At 41.8% G+C, this 19916-nt stretch carries 17 protein-coding genes; 9 read left to right on the top strand and 8 right to left on the bottom strand.

Annotation, left to right across the window (positions count from 1 at the left end):
• The first annotated feature begins 186 nt into the window (after positions 1-186).
• Positions 187-1239: a selenide, water dikinase SelD gene (gene selD / locus HRJ06_RS13130; protein WP_174733396.1), complete on the top strand. Its 1053-nt coding sequence runs from the start codon at positions 187-189 to the stop codon at positions 1237-1239.
• Between the two features lie 480 nt (positions 1240-1719).
• On the opposite strand, the gene HRJ06_RS13125 is transcribed toward selD, so the two are convergent.
• Together HRJ06_RS13125 and HRJ06_RS13120 are read right to left on the bottom strand one after the other, a co-directional pair.
• Positions 1720-2676 (bottom strand): L-threonine 3-dehydrogenase, encoded by a 957-nt coding sequence (locus HRJ06_RS13125; RefSeq protein ID WP_174733395.1) that lies wholly within the window; start codon positions 2674-2676, stop codon positions 1720-1722.
• A gap of 48 nt (positions 2677-2724) precedes the next feature.
• Entirely contained in the window at positions 2725-3915 is a 1191-nt protein-coding gene (locus tag HRJ06_RS13120; RefSeq protein ID WP_174733394.1) for a glycine C-acetyltransferase, read from the bottom strand.
• A 398-nt stretch (positions 3916-4313) separates the two neighbouring features.
• On the opposite strand from HRJ06_RS13120, the gene arcA reads away from it, so the two are divergent.
• Positions 4314-5543, top strand: a complete 1230-nt coding sequence (gene arcA / locus HRJ06_RS13115) for an arginine deiminase (RefSeq protein ID WP_174733393.1) — start codon at positions 4314-4316, stop codon at positions 5541-5543.
• A 62-nt stretch (positions 5544-5605) separates the two neighbouring features.
• Here the strand turns inward: arcA and pdxR are convergent, their stop codons facing one another.
• Complete coding sequence (pdxR, locus tag HRJ06_RS13110; protein ID WP_242035241.1) at positions 5606-7015, bottom strand: MocR-like pyridoxine biosynthesis transcription factor PdxR; 1410 nt, start codon at positions 7013-7015, stop codon at positions 5606-5608.
• A 114-nt stretch (positions 7016-7129) separates the two neighbouring features.
• Between pdxR and HRJ06_RS13105 the strand changes: the two genes are divergently transcribed.
• Complete coding sequence (locus tag HRJ06_RS13105; RefSeq protein ID WP_174733392.1) at positions 7130-7669, top strand: pyridoxamine 5'-phosphate oxidase family protein; 540 nt, start codon at positions 7130-7132, stop codon at positions 7667-7669.
• A 253-nt stretch (positions 7670-7922) separates the two neighbouring features.
• Here the strand turns inward: HRJ06_RS13105 and HRJ06_RS13100 are convergent, their stop codons facing one another.
• The 3 genes from HRJ06_RS13100 to HRJ06_RS13090 all read right to left on the bottom strand — a co-directional run bounded on the left by HRJ06_RS13100 (position 7923) and on the right by HRJ06_RS13090 (position 11048).
• Entirely contained in the window at positions 7923-8450 is a 528-nt protein-coding gene (locus tag HRJ06_RS13100) for a CBO0543 family protein (RefSeq protein WP_174733391.1), read from the bottom strand.
• A 113-nt stretch (positions 8451-8563) separates the two neighbouring features.
• Entirely contained in the window at positions 8564-9928 is a 1365-nt protein-coding gene (locus HRJ06_RS13095) for an LVIVD repeat-containing protein (RefSeq protein WP_174733540.1), read from the bottom strand.
• Positions 9929-10184: 256 nt separating this feature from the next.
• Positions 10185-11048, bottom strand: a complete 864-nt coding sequence (locus HRJ06_RS13090) for an alpha/beta fold hydrolase (protein ID WP_174733390.1) — start codon at positions 11046-11048, stop codon at positions 10185-10187.
• Positions 11049-11331: 283 nt separating this feature from the next.
• Here HRJ06_RS13090 and HRJ06_RS13085 point away from each other — a divergent pair, with 283 nt between their 5' ends.
• The 5 genes from HRJ06_RS13085 (at position 11332) to HRJ06_RS23280 (ending at position 16330) form a co-directional block, all read left to right on the top strand.
• Positions 11332-12894 carry an ABC-F family ATP-binding cassette domain-containing protein gene (locus HRJ06_RS13085; RefSeq protein ID WP_174733389.1) on the top strand — a complete coding sequence of 521 codons (1563 nt, stop codon included), beginning with the start codon at positions 11332-11334 and terminating at the stop codon, positions 12892-12894.
• A gap of 152 nt (positions 12895-13046) precedes the next feature.
• A complete protein-coding gene (locus HRJ06_RS13080; protein ID WP_174733388.1) occupies positions 13047-13934 on the top strand; it encodes a putative selenate ABC transporter substrate-binding protein in 888 nt (295 codons plus the stop codon).
• Positions 13935-13944: 10 nt separating this feature from the next.
• Positions 13945-14700, top strand: coding sequence for an ATP-binding cassette domain-containing protein (locus tag HRJ06_RS13075; protein WP_174733387.1), 756 nt, complete (start codon positions 13945-13947; stop codon positions 14698-14700).
• Positions 14697-15497, top strand: a complete 801-nt coding sequence (locus HRJ06_RS23285) for a PhnE/PtxC family ABC transporter permease (protein ID WP_174733386.1) — start codon at positions 14697-14699, stop codon at positions 15495-15497. The genes HRJ06_RS13075 and HRJ06_RS23285 overlap by 4 nt, the downstream gene beginning before the upstream one ends.
• Positions 15494-16330 (top strand): PhnE/PtxC family ABC transporter permease, encoded by an 837-nt coding sequence (locus HRJ06_RS23280; RefSeq protein ID WP_174733385.1) that lies wholly within the window; start codon positions 15494-15496, stop codon positions 16328-16330. Before HRJ06_RS23285 ends, HRJ06_RS23280 begins: the two co-directional genes overlap by 4 nt.
• 35 nt (positions 16331-16365) lie before the next feature.
• Here HRJ06_RS23280 and HRJ06_RS13060 read toward each other — a convergent pair whose 3' ends face one another.
• Complete coding sequence (locus HRJ06_RS13060; RefSeq protein ID WP_174733384.1) at positions 16366-17667, bottom strand: DUF4139 domain-containing protein; 1302 nt, start codon at positions 17665-17667, stop codon at positions 16366-16368.
• 296 nt (positions 17668-17963) lie between these two features.
• On the opposite strand from HRJ06_RS13060, the gene HRJ06_RS13055 reads away from it, so the two are divergent.
• The gene (locus HRJ06_RS13055; protein WP_174733383.1) at positions 17964-19034 is read left to right on the top strand and encodes an AI-2E family transporter; all 1071 of its coding nucleotides are present in this window, start codon (positions 17964-17966) and stop codon (positions 19032-19034) included.
• Positions 19035-19096: 62 nt separating this feature from the next.
• Here the strand turns inward: HRJ06_RS13055 and HRJ06_RS13050 are convergent, their stop codons facing one another.
• The gene (locus HRJ06_RS13050) at positions 19097-19627 is read right to left on the bottom strand and encodes a hypothetical protein (protein ID WP_174733382.1); all 531 of its coding nucleotides are present in this window, start codon (positions 19625-19627) and stop codon (positions 19097-19099) included.
• Positions 19628-19916 lie beyond the last annotated feature (289 nt).

Here is a 19916-nt window from a genome sequence, read left to right as displayed (position 1 = left end):
GCATGCAGAATTCAATTTTTATATGATATTTCATTGTTTTTTTATACCTCCCAAATGCAATTTTTTCGAAATTAGCTGATTAATACCGTCATTGTATGGCAAACTATATTATTCCGCAAATATCCTGTTTCAATTAGATGTTTTTTTGAAATGGAAAAGGTATACTATGGTTTGGAGGTGGATACGATGAGCGAGCAAGAAAAAATTCGCCTGACATCCTTGTCAACAAAAGCCGGTTGAGGCTGCAAAATTAGTCCTGAGGACTTGACGCAGGTACTGCGTCTATTACCAAAACAGGAACCTGTTCCTGAACTGCTTGTCGGACATGAAACATCTGATGATGCAGGTGTATACAAATTAACTGATTCGATTGCTCTGATTCAGACGATCGATTATTTCACACCTATTGTCGATGACCCATATATGTTTGGACAAATAGCTGCAGCAAATGCATTGAGCGATGTCTATGCAATGGGCGGTGAACCCAAAACGGTTATGAACATCGTTGGTTATCCAGTTAAACAGCTTGGCCCGGATATTCTCGCAGAAATTTTGCGCGGAGCGGCTGACAAAGTGAAAGAATCTGGTGCTGTTACGGTCGGAGGTCATTCCATCGACGACCAGGAGCCTAAGTTTGGATTGTCTGTCACTGGTATTGCCCATCCGGATAAAATTTGGAAAAATGTTGGAGCTAAACCAGGTGATGTACTAGTTATCACAAAGCCTATTGGCGTGGGCATTTTAACCACCGGAATTAAGCGGGACGCTGTTACACCTGAACAGGAACAAATGGTAACAGAATCAATGGCTACGCTAAATAATGTCGCAGCCCATGCTTTAAAACCATTTGAACCCCATGCTGTAACGGATGTTACCGGTTTTGGCTTGCTTGGCCATGGCAGCGAAATCGCTAGAGGCAGCGATGTAAGCTTAGAATTTAAGTTATCCGAAGTACCTGTTCTAGAAGGTACATACGAACTTGCAAAACAAGGCGTGGTTCCTGGCGGCTCTAAAGCCAATCATGATTGGCTTAAGAATGATGTAGCTTATGACGGCCTCTCAGTTGAAGAAGAACTTGTATTATGTGATGCAATAACGTCTGGCGGTCTGCTAGTAGCACTTAGCCAGGAGGAAGCGGAACAATATGTGGCTTCTCTTCATGAAAACGGACTCACAGAAGCAGTAATTATCGGTAAAGTTACAGAAAAACGCGAAAAACTTATATATGTAAGTAAATAAGAACAAAAGCCAAGCGCCCGTTAAGCGAAGTACACGAGTCGCTGGGCACTGGAACTGGATGAGAACAACACATACGATAATCAACCACCTGGAACTTTAATAGTTTCCTAAATAATCAAAAAGGTGAATCCATGGATTACGGATTCACCTTTTTGAATTCAATTTTCCATTTGGAGAGAGATCAAAATATGCAAATAGCTGGTTTTTATCCAAATCGGTTGGTTTTTTGGGGGTTGGGTCCTATTTAGAACGAATTTTTATAGCAACGCTATGTTTTATTCCAAAATAATCAGATATATTCCAAAAAAAACGAATATATTCCAAAAAAATTTGATATATTCCCAAAAAAACGAATATATTCCAAGACGAGAATGATTCTAATCTGCAAGTCGCCTTACATAATAATTTTTCGCTCTTCGCTCGACTACCTCACTCCTTCTGCGTCAGCAAAGAATTAAAAAAAGACAGCATAGCTGTCTTTTAGTTCGGCTGGGCAAGTTTTTGTTTCAATTTTTGAAGCATATCTGGAGTCATGCTGCTAAGTGAATATTGAGCTTTAAAGCCCCATTCCTCTTCAGCTGCACTAGCATCAATAGAGTTCGGCCAGCTCTCGGCGATACGCTGGCGGACTGGGTCGACATTATAACTGAGCTGAAAATCAGGCTGATGCTTGCGGATTTCCTGGGCGATTTCTTCCGGATCTACGCTCATTGCCGTTACATTGAAGGAATTCCGATGCTTAAGTTTGGCCGGATCTGCTTCCATCAGCTGGATGATTGCCGTTAGCGCGTCAGGCATATACATCATATCCATATACGTTCCCCTGCCAATATAAGAGCTGTAATGGCCATTTTTTATTGCTTCATAAAAAATTTCGACTGCATAGTCAGTTGTTCCCCCGCCTGGAGGTGCCGCATAGGAGATCAGTCCTGGGAAGCGAAGACCTCGTGTGTCAACCCCAAACCGGTTAAAGTAATAATCAGCGAGCAGTTCGCCGGCTACTTTATTGACACCGTACATGGTAGTTGGCCGTTGTATAGTATCCTGCGGGGTGGCAACCTTTGGCGTCGAAGGGCCGAACGCCCCAATCGAGCTAGGCGTGAAAAATTGGCAGTCCAGCTCACGGGCGGTTTCCAGTGCATTCATAAGTCCGCCCATATTTAAATTCCAGGCAAAGACCGGATTGGCCTCTGCTGTTGCCGACAAGAGTGCTGCCATATGAATAATTGTATCAACACCGTGTTTGTTTGCGGTTGTGGCGAGCGCCGGTGCATTCGTAACATCAAGTATTTCAAACGGCCCTGCTTGTGCAGCTTCACTGTCATTTGAACGGATATCTGTCGCGATAACATTCGCTGTACCGTAAATCTCTCTAAGTTTTACCGTAAGCTCAGAGCCAATTTGCCCTAGTGCACCGGTGATCATTATCTTTTTCATGGTTGTCTTCCTCCAAATCCCTGGTGGAGCCTCACATTACAGAGAGGCTTAAATAATAGCCATTTCTTTGCCGACTTTTTCGTAAATAGCTAAAGCACGGTCAAGCATGTCTTTTGTATGAGCCGCAGAAGGCATATTTCTAACGCGGCCAGTTCCTTGTGGCACGGTCGGAAAAACGATTGATTTTGCATAGACCCCCTCTTCATTCAGGCGGCTGCTGAATCTTTGGGTCTGCACTTCGTCACCGATGATACAAGGAGTAATCGGTGTTTCGCTGCTGCCAATATTAAAGCCTAGTTTTTGAAGGCCTTCTTTTAAATAGTTAGCGTTATCCCATAGCCGTTCGTTCAGCTCGGTGCTCTCGGATAATATTTCTACTGCTTTTATAGAAGCTGCAACATCGGCAGGAGTTAATGCTGTAGAAAATAAAAATGGTCGGCTGCGAACTTTTAGCCAGTCTATTAATGATTGTGTTCCGGCAACATATCCCCCGACAACGCCGATCGCTTTTGAAAGCGTGCCAATTTGGAAATCAACCTTGTCAGATAACCCAAAATGTTTAACAGTACCTGCTCCGTCTCCCAGTACCCCTGACCCATGTGCATCATCACAATAGGTGATCAAATCAAATTCTTCTGCAATTTTAACGATTTCAGGCAGTTTCGCAATATCTCCATCCATTGAAAATACTCCGTCGGTAATGACCATCACTTTGTTGTATTGGCCGGATTCTTTTGCTTCCTTAGCTTTTGCTCGCAAATCGTCCATGTCGGAATGATTAAAACGAATCACTTTTGCCCGGGACAAACGGCATCCGTCAATAATGGAGGCGTGGTTTAATTCATCTGATAAAATTGCATCATTTTTATCCATGACGGCTGAAATAGCTGCCATGTTGCAATTGAATCCTGATTGATAAGCGATGGCTGCTTCAGTCTTTTTGAAGGCCGCCAGCTTTTCTTCCAATTCAAGGTGGATCTTCAAGGTACCATTAATTGTACGAACCGCTCCTGCACCTACTCCATATTCCTGAAGGGCATCTTTAGCCGCTTTTTTCAGGCGCTCATCGGTTGCAAGTCCTAAATAGTTGTTCGAGGAAAGGTTAATCAGCTCTTTGCCGTCAATTTTGATCATTGGCCCGTTTGCACTTTCGAGCGGATCAATGACATTGTAAAGTCCCTTCCCTTTTAAATCGTTAAGGTTTTCGTGTAAAAAATGATCTAATACTTTGCTGCTCATAAAAATCCCCTTCCATTATGTTATTCAGTTATTGTCAATGTTGTGGAAACAACTGTCCGTTTCAAGAGGACAGGTTATATTCTGTTAACCAGTGTCCTCTATGGGTATCTCACTATTACTTTATCATATTTCTTTATGATGTACATCTTAGAAGGACAGCATTTTTTTCATATTAGTTTGTTGAATTATAGGAATCTTTTAACTTTTCCTTTTGATAAAGAGCATTTTACGTAAAAACTATAAAATTAGGTTGGCATGTTTTTTCAATCATTAAATTGGGGTAAAGAAAGCATTATTCGTGCAAATTGGCATTCTGACCAGCATAGAGACTTTTTAAGATACATGCCAACATTGCTTTGGCTGGTAAAATAGTAGACTGAGAAACCGGAGGATGAAGGATGAAGAAACAACTAAACATAACATCTGAAATAGGAGAACTTAAAACTGTGGTCTTGCACCGCCCTGGCAAGGAGGTTGAGAATTTGACCCCAAATTTAATGGAACGGCTCTTATTTGATGACATTCCCTATTTGCCTGTCATGCAGAAGGAACATGATCGTTTCGCGGATGCATTGCGAAGCTGTGGCACCGAAGTCCTGTATTTGGAGGATTTGGTTAGTGAAGCCCTCCATACTGAAAAAATTAAACATGAATTTGTTAAGCAGGTTTTACAGGAAAGCAAATTGAACACAACGGAAATGTTCTCTCTTTTGAAAGAATATCTGTTATCTTTTTCGACCAAGGATTTGATTAAAAAGGTAATGGCGGGTGTTCTAAAATCAGAAATTAAACAGATAGACAGCAATCATTTGAATGATATGTTGGAGGGTGACTATCCTTTTTTACTGGATCCAATGCCTAACCTTTATTTTACAAGAGATCCCGCGGCAGTAATTGGAAACGGGATTTCGATTAACCAAATGTTTGAGGGTGCAAGGCAGCGTGAATCTTTATTTATGGAGTACATTATGAAGCATCACCCGCGGTTTGCAGCCGAGGACATTCCGCGCTGGTATGACCGAGATGATTCGTTTTCGCTTGAAGGCGGAGATGAACTTGTTTTGAGTTCAGAAGTGGCAGCAATTGGTGTTAGTCTGCGAACCTCTGCTCAGGCAATTGAAAACCTGGCGCAGCGGATCCTTTCTCAGAATAATAGTCTGAAAAAGGTTATTGCAGTGGAAATACCGAAAACTAGAGCATATATGCATTTGGATACGGTATTTACTATGGTTGATTACGATAAGTTTACGATCCATCCGGATATACAAGGGCCAGATGACGAAATGAATATTCATATCCTAGAGCAGGACCCGGATGATAACATAACGATTTCGAAACGAACTAGCCTCACTGAAACTTTAAAAGAGGTCTTGCACCTGACGGAAATTGTGCTGATTCCATGTGGAGGCGGCCATGAAATTGCAGCTCCCCGCGAACAATGGAACGACGGATCAAATACGCTTGCCGTCGCACCTGGGGTTGTGGTCACCTATGACAGGAATTATGTTTCCAATCAACTATTACGTGACCACGGCATTAAAGTCATCGAGATTCCAAGCTCGGAGCTGTCCAGAGGCAGGGGCGGCCCTCGCTGTATGAGCATGCCCATCGTTCGTAAGGATTTATAAAATTAAAAATAGGACCTATGTTTCCATTGCGGAATGCATAGGTCCTTTTTTATAAATAGTAATTAATCGGATCCCGGAAACCAAGCCTGTTTGAGCAGTTCAACACCTGCTTCAATTTCACTTCTGGACAGGCCTCCAAATCCAAGCAATACAAGATTTGATGGGCAGGATTCAGGGTCGGTCCAATATTTTGCTGGATCATAAACTAAGACACTCTTTTTAACAGCGGAGTCAATCAGTGATTCACGACCCTGGCTGGGAATGTCTAATAGTAGGTGCAAGCCTGCTTTCTCTCCTATTATCTTCGCGTTTTCTCCAAAACTACTGCTAATCGAGGTGATCAAGGTTTTGTGTTTATCCTGGTAGATCTTTCGGATTCTTTTGATATGACGGTCAAAGTCCCCGCTTTCAATAAACTGTGACATGGCATGCTGGATTAGCTGGGAAACTGGCTGGTTATAGGCGGAAAACTTCCTGCGGTACAATCCGAGCAAGCTTTTTGGAAGAACTATGTATGATAGACGGATGCCCGGCAAAAACGCTTTTGAAAAAGTGCCTAAATAGATAACCCGCCCTAGCCGGTCCATTCCTTTTAATGAAGGAATCGGCTGGCCGCTGTATCTAAATTCGCTATCATAATCATCTTCAATGACATAGCCCTCCTCTTTGCTGGCCCACTGCAAAAGCTTTAAACGGTTCTGAATAGACATTACCATTCCAAGCGGAAACTGATGGGATGGCGTTACATAAACAATTTTTGCATTTGATTTCTCCAATTCATCGACACAAAGTCCTTCATCTTTAACAGATATGGGATCAATTTTGCAGCCGTGATTTTCAAATACTGCCCTGACTCCGTCGTAACCCGGATTTTCAAATCCAATCTTTTCACCGGCCAGGGAAAACAGCTGACAGATCAAACTGATTGACTGCTGGGTGCCTGTGGTGAGAATTACGTTATCAGCATTGCATTCAAGCCCCCTTGCCCTATACAAATAGTCGGCAAGTTGACAACGCAATCTCGCTTCCCCCTGTTTGTCCCCGTATAATAGCAGCTCTTCTCCCTTCTCGAGCAATGCATGGTTGATACTCCTTTTCCAGGCTTGAAAAGGAAAACGCTCGCTGGAAATGTCGCCGTATTGAAAGTCATAACGGATTTCTGGACCTGTCTGGCTAAGCTCCTGTTCTTGATGAACAGGTTTTTGGTAAGGTAAAAGGTCCATATCTGCCATATCCGCTGTAAATAACCCGCTTTTTGGCTTGCTGATCAGATAGCCTTCCGCCAAAAGCTGCTGATAAGCAGCTTCGACTGTGTTACGACTAATGTTAAGCTGGGCCGAAAGCTGGCGAATTGATGGGAGCTTAGAACCTGAAGGAATATCTCCAGTCTCGATCGTCCTCTTAAAGCTGGAATAGAGCTGAATGTACATCGGCTCTGGCAGCGTTTTATCGATAAAAAAAGTCAATTCCATTTTTATCCCTCTTCATCTGACCCCATAAAAAAAATGAAAACTGTAACTTTTGAAAGGGTCAATCTATTTATAAAATGATAGTATCATCAATTATTTAAAGGAGAAAGATAAATTATGAGACAATACGCTTTAGAGTGTAAGGATGAAGAAAAAATCAATCGGTTTTTAACAAGCAGCAAAACAGGTTACCTGGGGATGTCGGACAATGGCGCTCCCTATGTTATTCCGTTAAATTATGTCTGGTGGAACGGAGTCATCTATTTTCATGGTGCTGCAGAAGGAAGAAAGATTGATATATTGAGTAAAAATCCGCAGGCTTGTTTTACGGTCAGTGAGGAATTTGGAACGATGGCAGATCCCATACCAGCCATGACAGATACCGCTTTTATGAGTGTGATTATCTTTGGAAAGGCCCACCCTGTAACGGAGCTTTCAGAAGCGACTGGGGCCATGCAAGTGATGCTGGATAAATACGTACCTGGCTATTACCATACGGCTTTATCAGGAGCACATGTTGAAAGGTATCGATCATCTCTTGGAAGTAAAACGCTTGTGTTTGCATTAACACCAGTAAACCTGACAGCAAAGGAAAACAAATTAGATACAACAAAAACTTACTATAAAGGACGTACCAGTAAAATGGATGCAAAATAACAAGCAGGCCAAATCCCAAATTGTTCGACAAACTAACGCCAGCTTTAGATTAATGGATCAAAATTATAGGATTTAGTCTATTTGGAAGCCGAAATTAGAACCTTAGGATATTAAGGGTGAAGTTTAGACAGAGACTCCTTTGCAAACCAGCAGTAAGCCTTCTATGATCCCATACAATTATATTTGAAAAAATCAGTGGCTATTTGTAAGTTAATTCGCCTTCACCTAGGATTAAAAGAGCACCAATTTCAGCTCACTTTAGGACTTTACCGGGAACATCCTGCAAAAACCAAAGAGCCAAGATATAAGCTAAGGATAAGCCCCATGCGGCTAAAGGCTTTTTATGATGAATTGCTGTAATGATAAACAATGCAAGATTAAATTGAGCAGACCAAAAAAAGTTCCAGCCATTATAGTGGGAGATTCCGCCCATAGTATATGTAGCTATTTCGTTGATCGTATAAAGTGCCGCCCAACCGCCAATATAAAGAGCCTGCTTAAGTCCCCCAGACGGGAATTGTCCAAAGAAAATTAAAACAGTGGCCGGATATTTTATCGCCATTATCATAAGGGTAATATGTGTATGGGTTAAGTTTGCTTCCTTATCGGCTCCAACCGGATTAAACTTCCACATTGAATAATCATGAAGCAGGTACTGATACAGCAAATCCCCTATTATCAAAAAGAGAATGGTTGGGTAGTACCTCTGCCAATTTTTCCAGTCCCCCCACTTCCAAGCAGCAAATATATAGATCGAGGCATAAATTATGTTTAAGCTCATAATTTTTCGTTTATTTTTACATTTATTGGAACTTATTGCAAGTTAACATTTTATTATAAATCGAAAAAACGGAAAGCTGTACGATTACCGTACAGCTTCTTGAACATTTTGTTTTATTCAGCGCCCTGGTTGCCGTTGTTCTTTAACAACACCTTTAATCCTGATCCGATATCAGATGCAAGGATATAGTTTCGATCGACAAAAACTCCCCACACGTCAGATTGCTCAGGAACATATTTACCGATTTCTGTTGGGTTGGTAGGATCGGTAATGTCAACTGCCCGTACACCGCCTGCATAATGGGAAAGATACAGCGTGTTTCCTTGTACTTTAGGATCATGGACCGTATTTGCAAAGGTGCTGCCATCCTCGACATCGTCAACAAGCTCGGTCTTAAATTCGCTCAATAACTTTGGATTCGATTTGTCTTTAATATCAAAGATACGTGTATAGCCATAGGATTGTTCATAACCCTCTTTAACCGGCGTAGAAACTTCTTTTGTTTCTATTAAAATATTTCCTCCACGTGCAAGAGCTGCGGAGTGTGCTGCTCCCTGCTCGTCAGAAGCGTAATCCGTACGGCCAAGATACTCTGGATTTTCCGGATTACTAATATCAAAAATCACTGTTCCAAGATCCCACATAGAAACATATGCATACTGCCCATTTACCATAGTGCTGTGGTTAAATACAGGGCGAGTTTTACCATCAGGTGCATTCCAGTGGTACCCGTTAAAATCTTCCGGGATTTCAGGCAAAGTCCTCGGATCAAATTGCCAAACCGTTTTAGGCTCGGCAGGGTTGGTTACATCAACAATTTGGAAGTCTTTTTCTTCACCATGGCTGTAATAATCAGCATAAGGATTAGCCGTCAGCACTAAGGCACGGCCATCCTGAACGGTCAGATAGAGTTCATGAGTTCCTCTCGTTTTCTTGGTTACTTCCCAAAATCCTAGCTTTTTAGGTTCTTTCGGGTTTGTTACATCATACAAGAGGAATCCGCCTTGCGATTCAGAATTGTGGCGGTCCAACTGCTGAACACTAACAACAGCAAGGTCACCTTTGAAGTCAGGTGTGTCAACAGTTTTGACAATTACCTTCTCCTGCCATGTGCCTGGAATGTCATTATTGGCAAATACAGAAATCTCTTTCGGGTTGGCAGGATCTTTTAAATCAAATACCCGTACACCGCCGTTCCCGCCATTCTTTGTATGAGTCCCAAGATATGCATATCCTTTATGTGCATAGACGTCTGCAAAGCTATTTTGCTGCCCATCCTCCCTGACGACGTTCATTTCAGGGGCTGCTGCTTCGTATATGTATTTTAAATTTTTGCTGCCCTCAAGTTCTTGGACACTCACATTGCTGTAACCATCTCTCTCACCCTTCTCAATATCAACGCCGCCAAGCTCATCATGAGCCAAAACATTAAATGGAATGGTTCCTAAGACAAGTGCCCCTGTTAAGGCTGTACTCATTAAAAATTGTTTACTGGACTTTTTCACTATAAACCCTCCTGATAGATTGCTTTGAATTTTTCAATACTATATCAGAGTAAAGAGTTTAATAGCAATATGTATTCTGTTAATTCGTTGAATTCAGTTAATTTAGCCTGCTCTTGTTTTTAAAAGCTATGTCAATGGGCCTGTTTTAATAATTTCACTATAGTTAATTTATCTTATTTTAAAAAGAACACAGACAATGCCATGTCCTTGTTCGTAGTGCCCATTTTTTTCATTTAAATGACGCCACAGCTGTTCTGATGATTTCTCCCCATTTTTCAAAGTAAATCGTGTGTCCTTTGCCAGGTACAAGATGAAACTGTGAGTGAGTATATTGCTTCTTTAGGTAAACAGAAGCTTTCACTGGCCATAGCCTGTCATTGTCCCCCTGCCAGATATGAACGGGGAAAGCCCTATCCTTAACCGGCATTTTATGAGGATGAGTAAGGACCTGGCTATCTGCATAAATTGCAGTTCCTTTATGCTGAAATCCTTCCAAAGCTCCTTTCGTAAGGACGTCGAGATACTTCTTGGCTATTAAGCGGTCGTGTCTGGCCAGCACGTTAACAGCCATGGAAACAGTCTGTTCAGGATGTTTAGCGAGCTTTTGGCTAGCCAGTTTAAATATCAATTTCGATAGGAATTGGGTATGGTTATTTAAATAATATAATATCTTCCAGCCTGGGGTAAGCGATTTTTTCGAGCTTTTTCCGTTCAATGGAATCATACTGCCAATCAGATTAAGCGACACCGTGCTGTCAGGGTATGTCTCCGCAAAAGCCTGAGCATATACCCCGCCGCCGGACCAGCCAATTAGCGCTGCTTTTTTTATTTGGAAGGAATCCAAAATAAACTTAGTATCAGAAATAGCTTGTTCTAAAGAATAAGAGCCCTTTAAATCAGACAGGCCATATCCGGGACGGTCAATCCCAATGATAAAGGCCCCTTCCTCCTTTAGCAGATTGACATTAACACTGATAGCAGCGGAAGAACTGCCAAGGCCATGAAAGAAAATCAGCGGCTGCTTGCTGGTATCTCCAAGAACTTTAACAGACACTATTCGGCTGTCCGGCATAGTAATAGTATGTATATTCATAGGATCTCCTAACATTTGCTGTGTTGGGCGGATAATGATACTTCAACAGTGTCCACTGCAGCATCAATCTAGTTTAGGCAGCCAGTTCGTTCATGGGCCTTTATTTTTGTTTTTGTTTTTGTTCTCTCTTATTTTCCCTAAACGAGAAGAATCATGCAGGGCCCCTCTATCTCCCAGTCAAAAAGACTAGTCTTACGGTCTTATTTTTAGTATGATCTAGTAATGGAGAAAAAATGACATTCTAATTGAAAGTGAATTTTAAAATAAAGCGAGGCTACTATTAATGAGTTTATTAACCGTAGAGAATTTAAGCCATACTTTCGGGGACCGTACATTATTTAAGGATGTTTCCTTCCGCCTGCTTGCCGAAGACCATATCGGGCTAGTTGGGGCTAATGGAGTTGGAAAATCAACTTTAATGAATATTATTACCAACCAGTTAATCCATGATTCCGGAAAAGTGGAATGGACTCCGGGTGTGCATTATGGATACTTAGATCAGCATACTGTTTTGACTAAAGGTAAAACGATGCGTGACGTGTTAAGAGAAGCCTTTCTGCCTCTTTTTAAAAAAGAAGAAGAATTAAATGAGATTACAGGCCAAATGGCAGATGCCAGTCCCGAAGAGCTCGAAGCTCTATTAGAGCGAATGGGCGAAATTCAAGATGAACTGGATGCTGGCGGATTCTATTCACTTGATATAAAAGTGGAAGAAGCCGCACGCGGCCTAGGCTTGGATGCAATTGGCCTTGACCGTGATGTTGCCGCACTAAGTGGTGGACAGCGGACAAAAGTGTTGCTTGCAAAGCTCCTGTTAGAGCAGCCCAAGGTTCTTCTTCTGGATGAGCCGACAAACTATCTGGACGTGGAGCATATTCGCTGGCTGTCCAGCTACTTAAAAGATTACCCATATGCCTTTCTGTTGATTTCTCATGATACAGAATTTATGAACTCTGTGTCTAATGTGATCTTCCAGCTTGAATTTTCCAAGCTGACACGTTACACGGCATCTTATGAAAAGTTCCTTGAACTGGCAGAGATCAATAAAAACCAGCATATTAATGCTTATGAAAAACAGAAAGAATTCATCAAAAAGCAAGAGGACTTTATTGCTAAAAATAAAGCGCGTTATTCTACAACTGGCCGAGCGAAAAGCCGTCAAAAGCAACTCGACCGGATCGAGCGGATCGACCGTCCAGAGACAGCTGTTAAACCAAGCTTTGAATTTAAAGAATCCCGCAGTAGCAGCCGTTATGTGTTCGAAGGAATGGATTTTGAAATTGGCTACAATGAACCTCTTCTTCCTAAAATGTCAGTGACGATCGAGCGCGGTGAAAAAATTGCAATTGTCGGCTGTAATGGTGTCGGAAAATCGACTTTACTAAAGACGATGCTTGGTAAAATCGACCCGATCAGCGGTAAAATAGAGCGCGGTGATTTTATTTACCCATCCTATTTTGAACAGGAAGTTAAGGCTGACAATATTACTCCAATTGATGATATTTGGAACAGCTTCCCATCGATGGATCAGCATCAAGTCAGAGCAGCTCTGGCTCGCTGTGGCTTGAAAAATGAACATATTTCCCGTCCGATTAACCAGCTGAGTGGTGGCGAACAGGCAAAAGTGCGGTTGTGCAAGCTGCAGATGAACGAAAGTAACTGGCTTTTGTTTGATGAGCCGACCAACCACCTGGATATTAGTGCGAAAGCTGAATTGAAAAAAGCGTTAAAGGCTTATAAAGGAACAGTGGTCCTCGTGTGCCACGAACCCGAATTCTATGAAGATTGGGTGACAAAGGTTTGGAATGTTGAAGAATGGGCTGGAAACACATCTGAAGTGAATTAATGTTAGGCCTGCAGTGAGTATTTCTCCTGCAGGCCCTCTCTTTTGTGCAGTTTTTCGATTTAGATCTATAATTTAGGTTAAAATGATTGAAAAAATCGATGAGTATTGTATCATTTAATAGATACTTAAATTTTAACTCAAGGGAGATTATTATGAAAAAATTTCTAACACTTCTTTTGGCATCCATTATGATTTTTGCATTAGCAGCCTGCTCGGGTTCCGATACTGCAGAACCTGAAAATAATTCTTCAGAACCAAATTCAGAAGAAACGTTCAAAATTGGTGCTATTCCAGACCAAAATGCGGCCGACTTAGCTCGAAGCATGGATGAATTAGCGGATTACCTTTCTGAAGAAACAGATTTAAACGTAGAGTATGTACCATCAGTAGACTATGCTGCATTAGTTACTGCCTTTGAACGCGGTGAGATTCAGCTTGCATGGTTTGGAGGGCTTACAGGTGTTCAGGCAAGAAACCTTGTACCAGAGGCAGAAGCCATTGCCCAAAGGCCGATAGATGAAAACTTCCACTCTGTTTTCATCGCGCAAAGTGATCTTGAAATTGATAAGCTTGAGGATTTAAAAGGGAAAAGCCTTACATTTGGAAGTGAAAGTTCGACGTCTGGGCATTTGATGCCGCGTTATTTTATGATGGAAGCTGGTTTAAATCCTAATGAAGATCTTGACGGACTGCCGAATTATTCTGGGTCTCATGACAAAACATATAAGCTAGTAGAGTCAGGTGCATTTCAAACGGGTGCTTTAAATGTTTCTGTTTGGGAAGCAGCTGTTGCTGAGGGCAAAGTGGATACGGATAAAGTAAAGGCTTTCTATACAACTCCATCCTATTATGATTACAACTGGACGATAAATAATGTAGACGAAGAAACAAAGACTAAAGTGAAAGAAGCCCTTCTTTCTATGACTGGCGAACAAAATAAAATTATGGATCTCTTCCAGGCTGATAAATTCATTGAGACCAAAAATGAAAATTATCAGGCGATTGAAGATGTTGCTAAGGAACTAGAGATTATTAAGTAGGTGACAGAAAGTGTCCAATCCTGAAATTTTGGATATCAATCAAATATCAAAACATTTTGAGCGGAAGGTAGCTTTATCTTCCCTTTCTTTTAGCGTGAAAAAAGGAGAACGTGTTGCACTTATCGGTCCAAGCGGTGCTGGGAAAACGACGCTATTGAATATCCTTGCTTCCGTCATCGAGCCTGATGAAGGGCAAGTATTCCTTGATGGCGAGCCGATGCAGGAATATGCAGACCGAAAAAAATTCGCTAAAAAAATCGGGATTATCCGCCAGCAGTTTGACCTGGTCGGACAATTGCCAGTTATTCACAATGTTCTTGCCGGAAAACTTGCTGATTGGGGATTTGCAAAATCGATCCTCTCTCTCCTTATTCCACAGGAAAAAGAGGCAGCGATCCGCTCTCTGGAACGAGTCGGCTTACCTGATAAGGTGTATGAACGAACAGCAAACTTATCTGGAGGCGAGCAGCAGCGTGTTGCGCTTGCGAGGCTCCTTGTTCAAAGTCCTCAGATTGTCCTGGCTGACGAACCGGTCGCGTCCCTTGACCCCGCCCGCGCCGAGGATGTTTTATTTATGCTTACAAAATTAGCAGCCGAAGAAAACCAAACGCTAATCGCTAGCCTTCATTCGATTGATTATGCCAGAAAATATTTCGACAGACTGATTGCTCTTAAAGACGGAGTTCTGTTTTTTGACCTTGAAGCCGATAAAGTGACCGATGAGCAGCTAAAAGAGCTTTACCAGTTAAAGGAGTTAGTTCGATGAACAAGCTTTCTTTAGCTTATGAGCTTCATAAACGAAAATTATTAACCCTGCTTTTGACAGGAGTTTTTATTTGGAGCCTGTTTGCTGTCCAATGGAGTACAGGGTTAATCCACGGAAGCGGACTTGCAACAGCAGGCCAAATATTTGGTGCCATGTTTCAGCCTGATGTTTCAGCTGACATTCTTATTATTGCCTTGGAATCCTCCTGGATCACACTTGCCTATGCTGCTGCGGGAATGAGTTTAGCTATTATACTTGCCTTTTTTCTTGGGATTTGGGCCTCGGGAGTTCTTGCCTCTGGGGCAAAGTCCCGTTATTTTATGAAGGGTACCTTTCGTAGTGTGCTAGGGTTTATGAGAGCGATTCATGAGCTTGTTTGGGCCTGGCTTTTTGTCGCATCGTTTGGGCTCTCCCCTTATGCAGCTGTTTTTGCGCTTGCTATTCCTTACGGTGGGATACTAGGCCGGATCTTTGCCGATATGCTCAATGATGTTCCAAAGGAGCCGATCCAAGCTTTAGAATCAGCTGGTGCAAGCCGAATACAGTGCTTGATTTATGGATACTTGCCTAATGTTCGGGCAAATATTCTTAGCTATGTAATGTACCGCTTTGAGTGTGCAGTCCGCTCTTCTGCAATTATGAGTTTTGTCGGGCTCGGCGGATTAGGCTACCAAATTCAGCTTTCCCTTGACGATCTTCAATACAATGAAGTCTGGACATTCCTATTCTTTTTAATCGGTGTTGTTGTGTTAATTGACCTGTGGAGCAGCCAGCTGAGAAGGAGGCTTGCCCTATGAGAAAGCCCAAACTGGACTTTATTAATTTTTCAGTCATTCTATCTTTGCTTATCATTGCAGGATCCTGGTTTTATATTATTGTTGGCCAAAATGCAAGTCTGACAGCCCTTTTCACAGGTAAGAATCTCGAATACGCAGCCAAGTTCTTTAAAGGACTGTTTGGTGTTGGTGTGGAAGATCCTGCTTTTACTAACAGAGACAGCTGGTCATCTGCCCTCTCTTTAACCTTGGATACGCTGCAGATGAGTATTATGGCGATTGGTTTTGCGACTGTAACGATGTTTTTAACGGTTATCCCCGCCACTCGGACGGTTGCCAATGGCTCCCTGACATTGTCGAAAAAAAGGTACAGTTGGATTTCTTATGGCTTGATAAGGGTTTCTTATGTATTTAGCCGGGCTATTCCAGAACTAGTCTGGGCGATGGTAATCATCTTTATTTTTAAGCCAGGAATTCTCCCAGGTGCTATTGCCCTGGCTTTGCATAACTTTGGTATTCTTGGAAAACTGTGTGCAGAGGTCATTGAGGATCTTGATAAGCGGCCGGCTCGAAATCTTGCTTCTTCAGGAGCGAGTAAATGGCAGATCTTGATGTATGCTGTACTGCCCGCCGTTATGCCGCAATACCTTACGTACATTCTTTATAGATGGGAAGTAATTATGCGGACTACCATCGTTGTTGGATTTGTTGGAGCAGGCGGGCTAGGCCAGCAGTTTAAAATGAGCATGAGCTTTTTCCATTATACAGATATTACGCTGCTGCTTATTTGTTACATCGTTCTCGTATTTATTGCCGATTATGTTTCTGAAAAGTCTCGGAACTTTGTAAAATAGACCAGAGCGCTATTTTTAGCGCCCCGGTCTATTTTTTATTTTTTCAATCGAAGAGTAATATTTTTGTCTACTCTATAGGTGAACTCTACTTTTTTAATTTCATCAGGCTGAATTTCAACCCAAAATATGATGTTTTGGGAATCTTCTCTTATATGCTTGTCCGTTTCACTGACCATTTCCCAGTGCCGGTCAGATATATAATGATTGATTTTAATAAGGGCAGGTTCAGCTTTATGGTTGGAGATTAGATATCGAAATTGCTCGTATTCATAATCATCCTCTTTTTCGGTATTAACATGCCTGAATGTTGTGGTTAAATCAAACGCTTCTCCAAGACAGAGCTTCACTTTTTCATTTTTAGGAGTATGCGAAATTTGGTCTTCCCCAATGAATTCGAGTGATTGATCGTCGGTATCTTCCTGATAGACCTTTATTTTACCCTGAGGAAGCGGCAGTCCCATCCCGTTCTCTTTACGGTTATCAAACTCGAGCATAATCTTGAGGCCATCAGACCAGCGTCCGGTCTCGTAATATCTTTTTACAGGTGCATTAAGGATATTTAGAAAGCTGATTTGTTTGGATTGGTTATTTTTCAAAGTGGTGGCTCTCTGCAACGTATAAATATGATAATCAGCAAAGCTCTTTTCAACAAAGTCGGAGGCGCTTTGCTCATATAGGACCGGATGAGGATCTTCAAGATGGTCAGCATAGATATCTTCTATCCGGTTGACTTCTCCAGCGATAACCTTAACATTTGCCTCTTCAAAGGATCTGCCTGAATGGTTGGAAATGTTAACCCAACCTGCTAGGTCAAAAGTTTCCTCCTTCAGCTCCATGACATAGTTGGCCTCCCAATTCATACCCTGGGTTAAGTATGAAACAGAGATTTCCTCTGCTGGCTCAGGATTTACTTTCCAAACTAATGCTGGTTTAACAATCAAACCGCCGGGCAGCTCGGGTAGGATTAATTCTCCTTCAGGATTAACAGCAATCTCCTTAGTAGCGCTACTTTCAAGAACAAGCCCATTTTCCGCGCTTAATAGCCGGTACTCCTCTCTTTCCCCCGTTTGTTTATCTTTTAGAAAAACCTGTCTGTCTATGTATTTTGCTAGAAGCTTTTCCTTGCTAACCAAGTCATAATCATAGTTTAGCTCTGTTACTTGGATTCCATTAACTATGATGGAATCAGTTTCAATCCGTTCAGCGACATCAAGGTACTGAATCTGGTTATCATTATCTGACAGCTGGACCTTGCGCCTTTCTTTGACTAGCCCAAATCCCCCATTGTAAATTGTTACGGTCGAGGCAACAGTCTCCTTTTTACTGGAAATGTACATGGCTTTTCCTCCCCATCCTTTTTACTTTATTGTACAGGATTAACTTCTATTAAGGCATTTTTTTCTGAACTTTCAGCTTCACAAGTATTAGGGCATGTTGGCTGCAATGATGATCAAAAGCGGAAGCGTCTTGAACAGCCTCGACAAGCGCTGGAGGACCAGAAGGTGAAGTCATTCTTTGACCTCATCAGCTGGACCGAAACGACCTCAAGGGGCTAGGCGCTGGAGTTGGATGTTGTTTAGACAGCCAGTAAAGAGGAAAGGTATATAATATCATATTATTGGAGGTCGCTATTTTGTGGATAAATCATCCGTTTTTTAAATATGCATTCGGTGCATTACTTACATTAGCAGTCATTTATTTATTTGGGAAGATTGATTATATCAATACAGCGCTTCAAGGTTTTATAGCCACGATTTTCTTTCCACTGGCTATTGCCGGCATATTTTATTATTTGTTTCGCCCACTCGTTCGCTGGCTATCAAAGCATATGCCAAGAATGGTCGCTATACTGATCGTTTTTACAACTGTTGCAGGTATAGCCGCGGGTGCAGTGTATTTTGCGGGATCAAAAGTTTCAGAACAGGTTCAACAGTTAACACAGCAGTTTCCGGAAAAAGTGGATGAAATAACAAACCAGTCTAAAGAAGTGATTCAAGAAAATAACTTTGGTTTAGTGAGTCCTCAGGAAGTGGAGGAAAAATTACTTTCTTATTCCCGGTCAATAACTGAAGACCTAGGCGAAAACATATACAGCATTTTCTCGACCATCACCAGCGTGGCTACTGTTCTAGTGGTCGTACCGTTTCTGCTCTTCTTTCTTCTAAGGGATGAGGATAAAATAAGGCCGCAAATACTCAAGTTTATCCCTCCAGAACATGAAGGCGAAGGAAATAAAATATTGAGGGATATTGACAACACTCTTTTTACCTATGTAACAGGACAAGCTCTAGTAGCAGTTGCTGTAGGTGTCTTGATGTATATTGGGTATTTAATCATCGGTTTAAATTATGGATTAGTCCTTGCCCTATTTGCAATGGTGTTAACGATTGTTCCGTTGCTCGGACCCATCATAGGTATTATTCCAGCAATTTTTGTTGGATTGCTGGACAGTCCTTTCATGGTCTTGAAAGTCATTCTAGTTATGATTGTCGTTCAGCAGCTAGAAGGAAATTTGGTTGAACCAGTTGTATTCGGAAAACGACTTCATATTCATCCGGCCACCGTTATCCTATTACTGTTGGTCGCTGGCTCCCTTTATGGATTTATCGGTATTCTAATAGCAGTCCCTCTATACTCCGTCCTAAAGGTCGTCATAAAAGACACATGGAAATTCTACAAGCTTAGACATCAAAAAAGCACATAAAAAAGGTGACAGGCACCATCCAGTTTTCTGGATGGTGCCTGTCACCTTTTCATCACTTTTCATCAATTGAAATCCTTAAAGTATTCAAAGAACCATTTTTGCAGGAGATATTCATCGACACATTTTGGGTTTTTAAAGGCAATATGTTTTCCTTTTTTCACCTGGCGATCCTGTTCTTCCCATTTTTCCTTCTTACGTTCAAGAATAATCATCACATTCTGATCGCTTTCAATTTCTTTATATAATACATAAGCCAAATTTGGATTGCCATTAAAGTAAATGCGTCTTCCCCCTTGACTTTCTCCGCTCAAGTACACTTCGAGGCTGTCAATATGGGTATCCTCCTTGCCCACAAGCAGCCGGATATCCCATAAGTTTCGTGCTGTGAAAAATACGTGTTCAGCGTTTTCATCGTTAATCTCAGGGTAGCTTTTTGTGACGTCTAAGAATACCTTTTCTGAGAATGCCTTTGAAGCCTGAGCCATTTTTTCCAGGCAATCCTGTGACAGCTTCGGCTGGGCAGCCATCACATGACCTGAAGTGCCAGTGAATAATAAAATAATCAAACTGAATAACGAAATAAAGTGCTTCATCTGCCAATCACCTCCCAGATAGTTTTTCTTCTTTTGAAAGATTTATGCTTGTTTAGTATGAGGTAATGTGAGCTTAGTTTTTGAGTGGCAATTGTTTAGAATCACCACGACACAAAAAAAGAACATCGGACAAAGCCGATGTTCTTTTAATTTTGCGTGCCCAGGCAAGCCGTTAATTGCTAGTTGGTGGAAGTCCAATCTGAGTAAGTGCCAAGACGCTCAGTAGCTGGCAGGCAGCTGGTGGAGAAATCCTAAGGTTGAAGCCCTGTGACAAAGTAACTCCCTTTGC

Origin of the sequence: Mesobacillus harenae (genome assembly GCF_013343715.1) — a bacterium.
GTDB classification, from domain to species: domain Bacteria; phylum Bacillota; class Bacilli; order Bacillales; family Cytobacillaceae; genus Mesobacillus_A; species Mesobacillus_A harenae.
This window is presented reverse-complemented; position numbering and strand designations above follow the sequence as displayed.

Coding starts and splice junctions, on each gene's coding strand:
- pdxR (WP_242035241.1), bottom strand. CDS start 7,015: ATGGAATTGACTTTTTTTATCGATAAAACGCTGCCAGAGCCGATGTAC.
- HRJ06_RS13095 (WP_174733540.1), bottom strand. CDS start 9,928: ATGAGTACAGCCTTAACAGGGGCACTTGTCTTAGGAACCATTCCATTT.
- HRJ06_RS13090 (WP_174733390.1), bottom strand. CDS start 11,048: ATGAATATACATACTATTACTATGCCGGACAGCCGAATAGTGTCTGTT.
- HRJ06_RS13085 (WP_174733389.1), top strand. CDS start 11,332: ATGAGTTTATTAACCGTAGAGAATTTAAGCCATACTTTCGGGGACCGT.
- HRJ06_RS13100 (WP_174733391.1), bottom strand. CDS start 8,450: ATGAGCTTAAACATAATTTATGCCTCGATCTATATATTTGCTGCTTGG.
- HRJ06_RS23285 (WP_174733386.1), top strand. CDS start 14,697: ATGAACAAGCTTTCTTTAGCTTATGAGCTTCATAAACGAAAATTATTA.
- HRJ06_RS13105 (WP_174733392.1), top strand. CDS start 7,130: ATGAGACAATACGCTTTAGAGTGTAAGGATGAAGAAAAAATCAATCGG.
- HRJ06_RS13050 (WP_174733382.1), bottom strand. CDS start 19,627: ATGAAGCACTTTATTTCGTTATTCAGTTTGATTATTTTATTATTCACT.
- HRJ06_RS13125 (WP_174733395.1), bottom strand. CDS start 2,676: ATGAAAAAGATAATGATCACCGGTGCACTAGGGCAAATTGGCTCTGAG.
- HRJ06_RS13060 (WP_174733384.1), bottom strand. CDS start 17,667: ATGTACATTTCCAGTAAAAAGGAGACTGTTGCCTCGACCGTAACAATT.
- HRJ06_RS13120 (WP_174733394.1), bottom strand. CDS start 3,915: ATGAGCAGCAAAGTATTAGATCATTTTTTACACGAAAACCTTAACGAT.
- HRJ06_RS23280 (WP_174733385.1), top strand. CDS start 15,494: ATGAGAAAGCCCAAACTGGACTTTATTAATTTTTCAGTCATTCTATCT.
- arcA (WP_174733393.1), top strand. CDS start 4,314: ATGAAGAAACAACTAAACATAACATCTGAAATAGGAGAACTTAAAACT.
- HRJ06_RS13080 (WP_174733388.1), top strand. CDS start 13,047: ATGAAAAAATTTCTAACACTTCTTTTGGCATCCATTATGATTTTTGCA.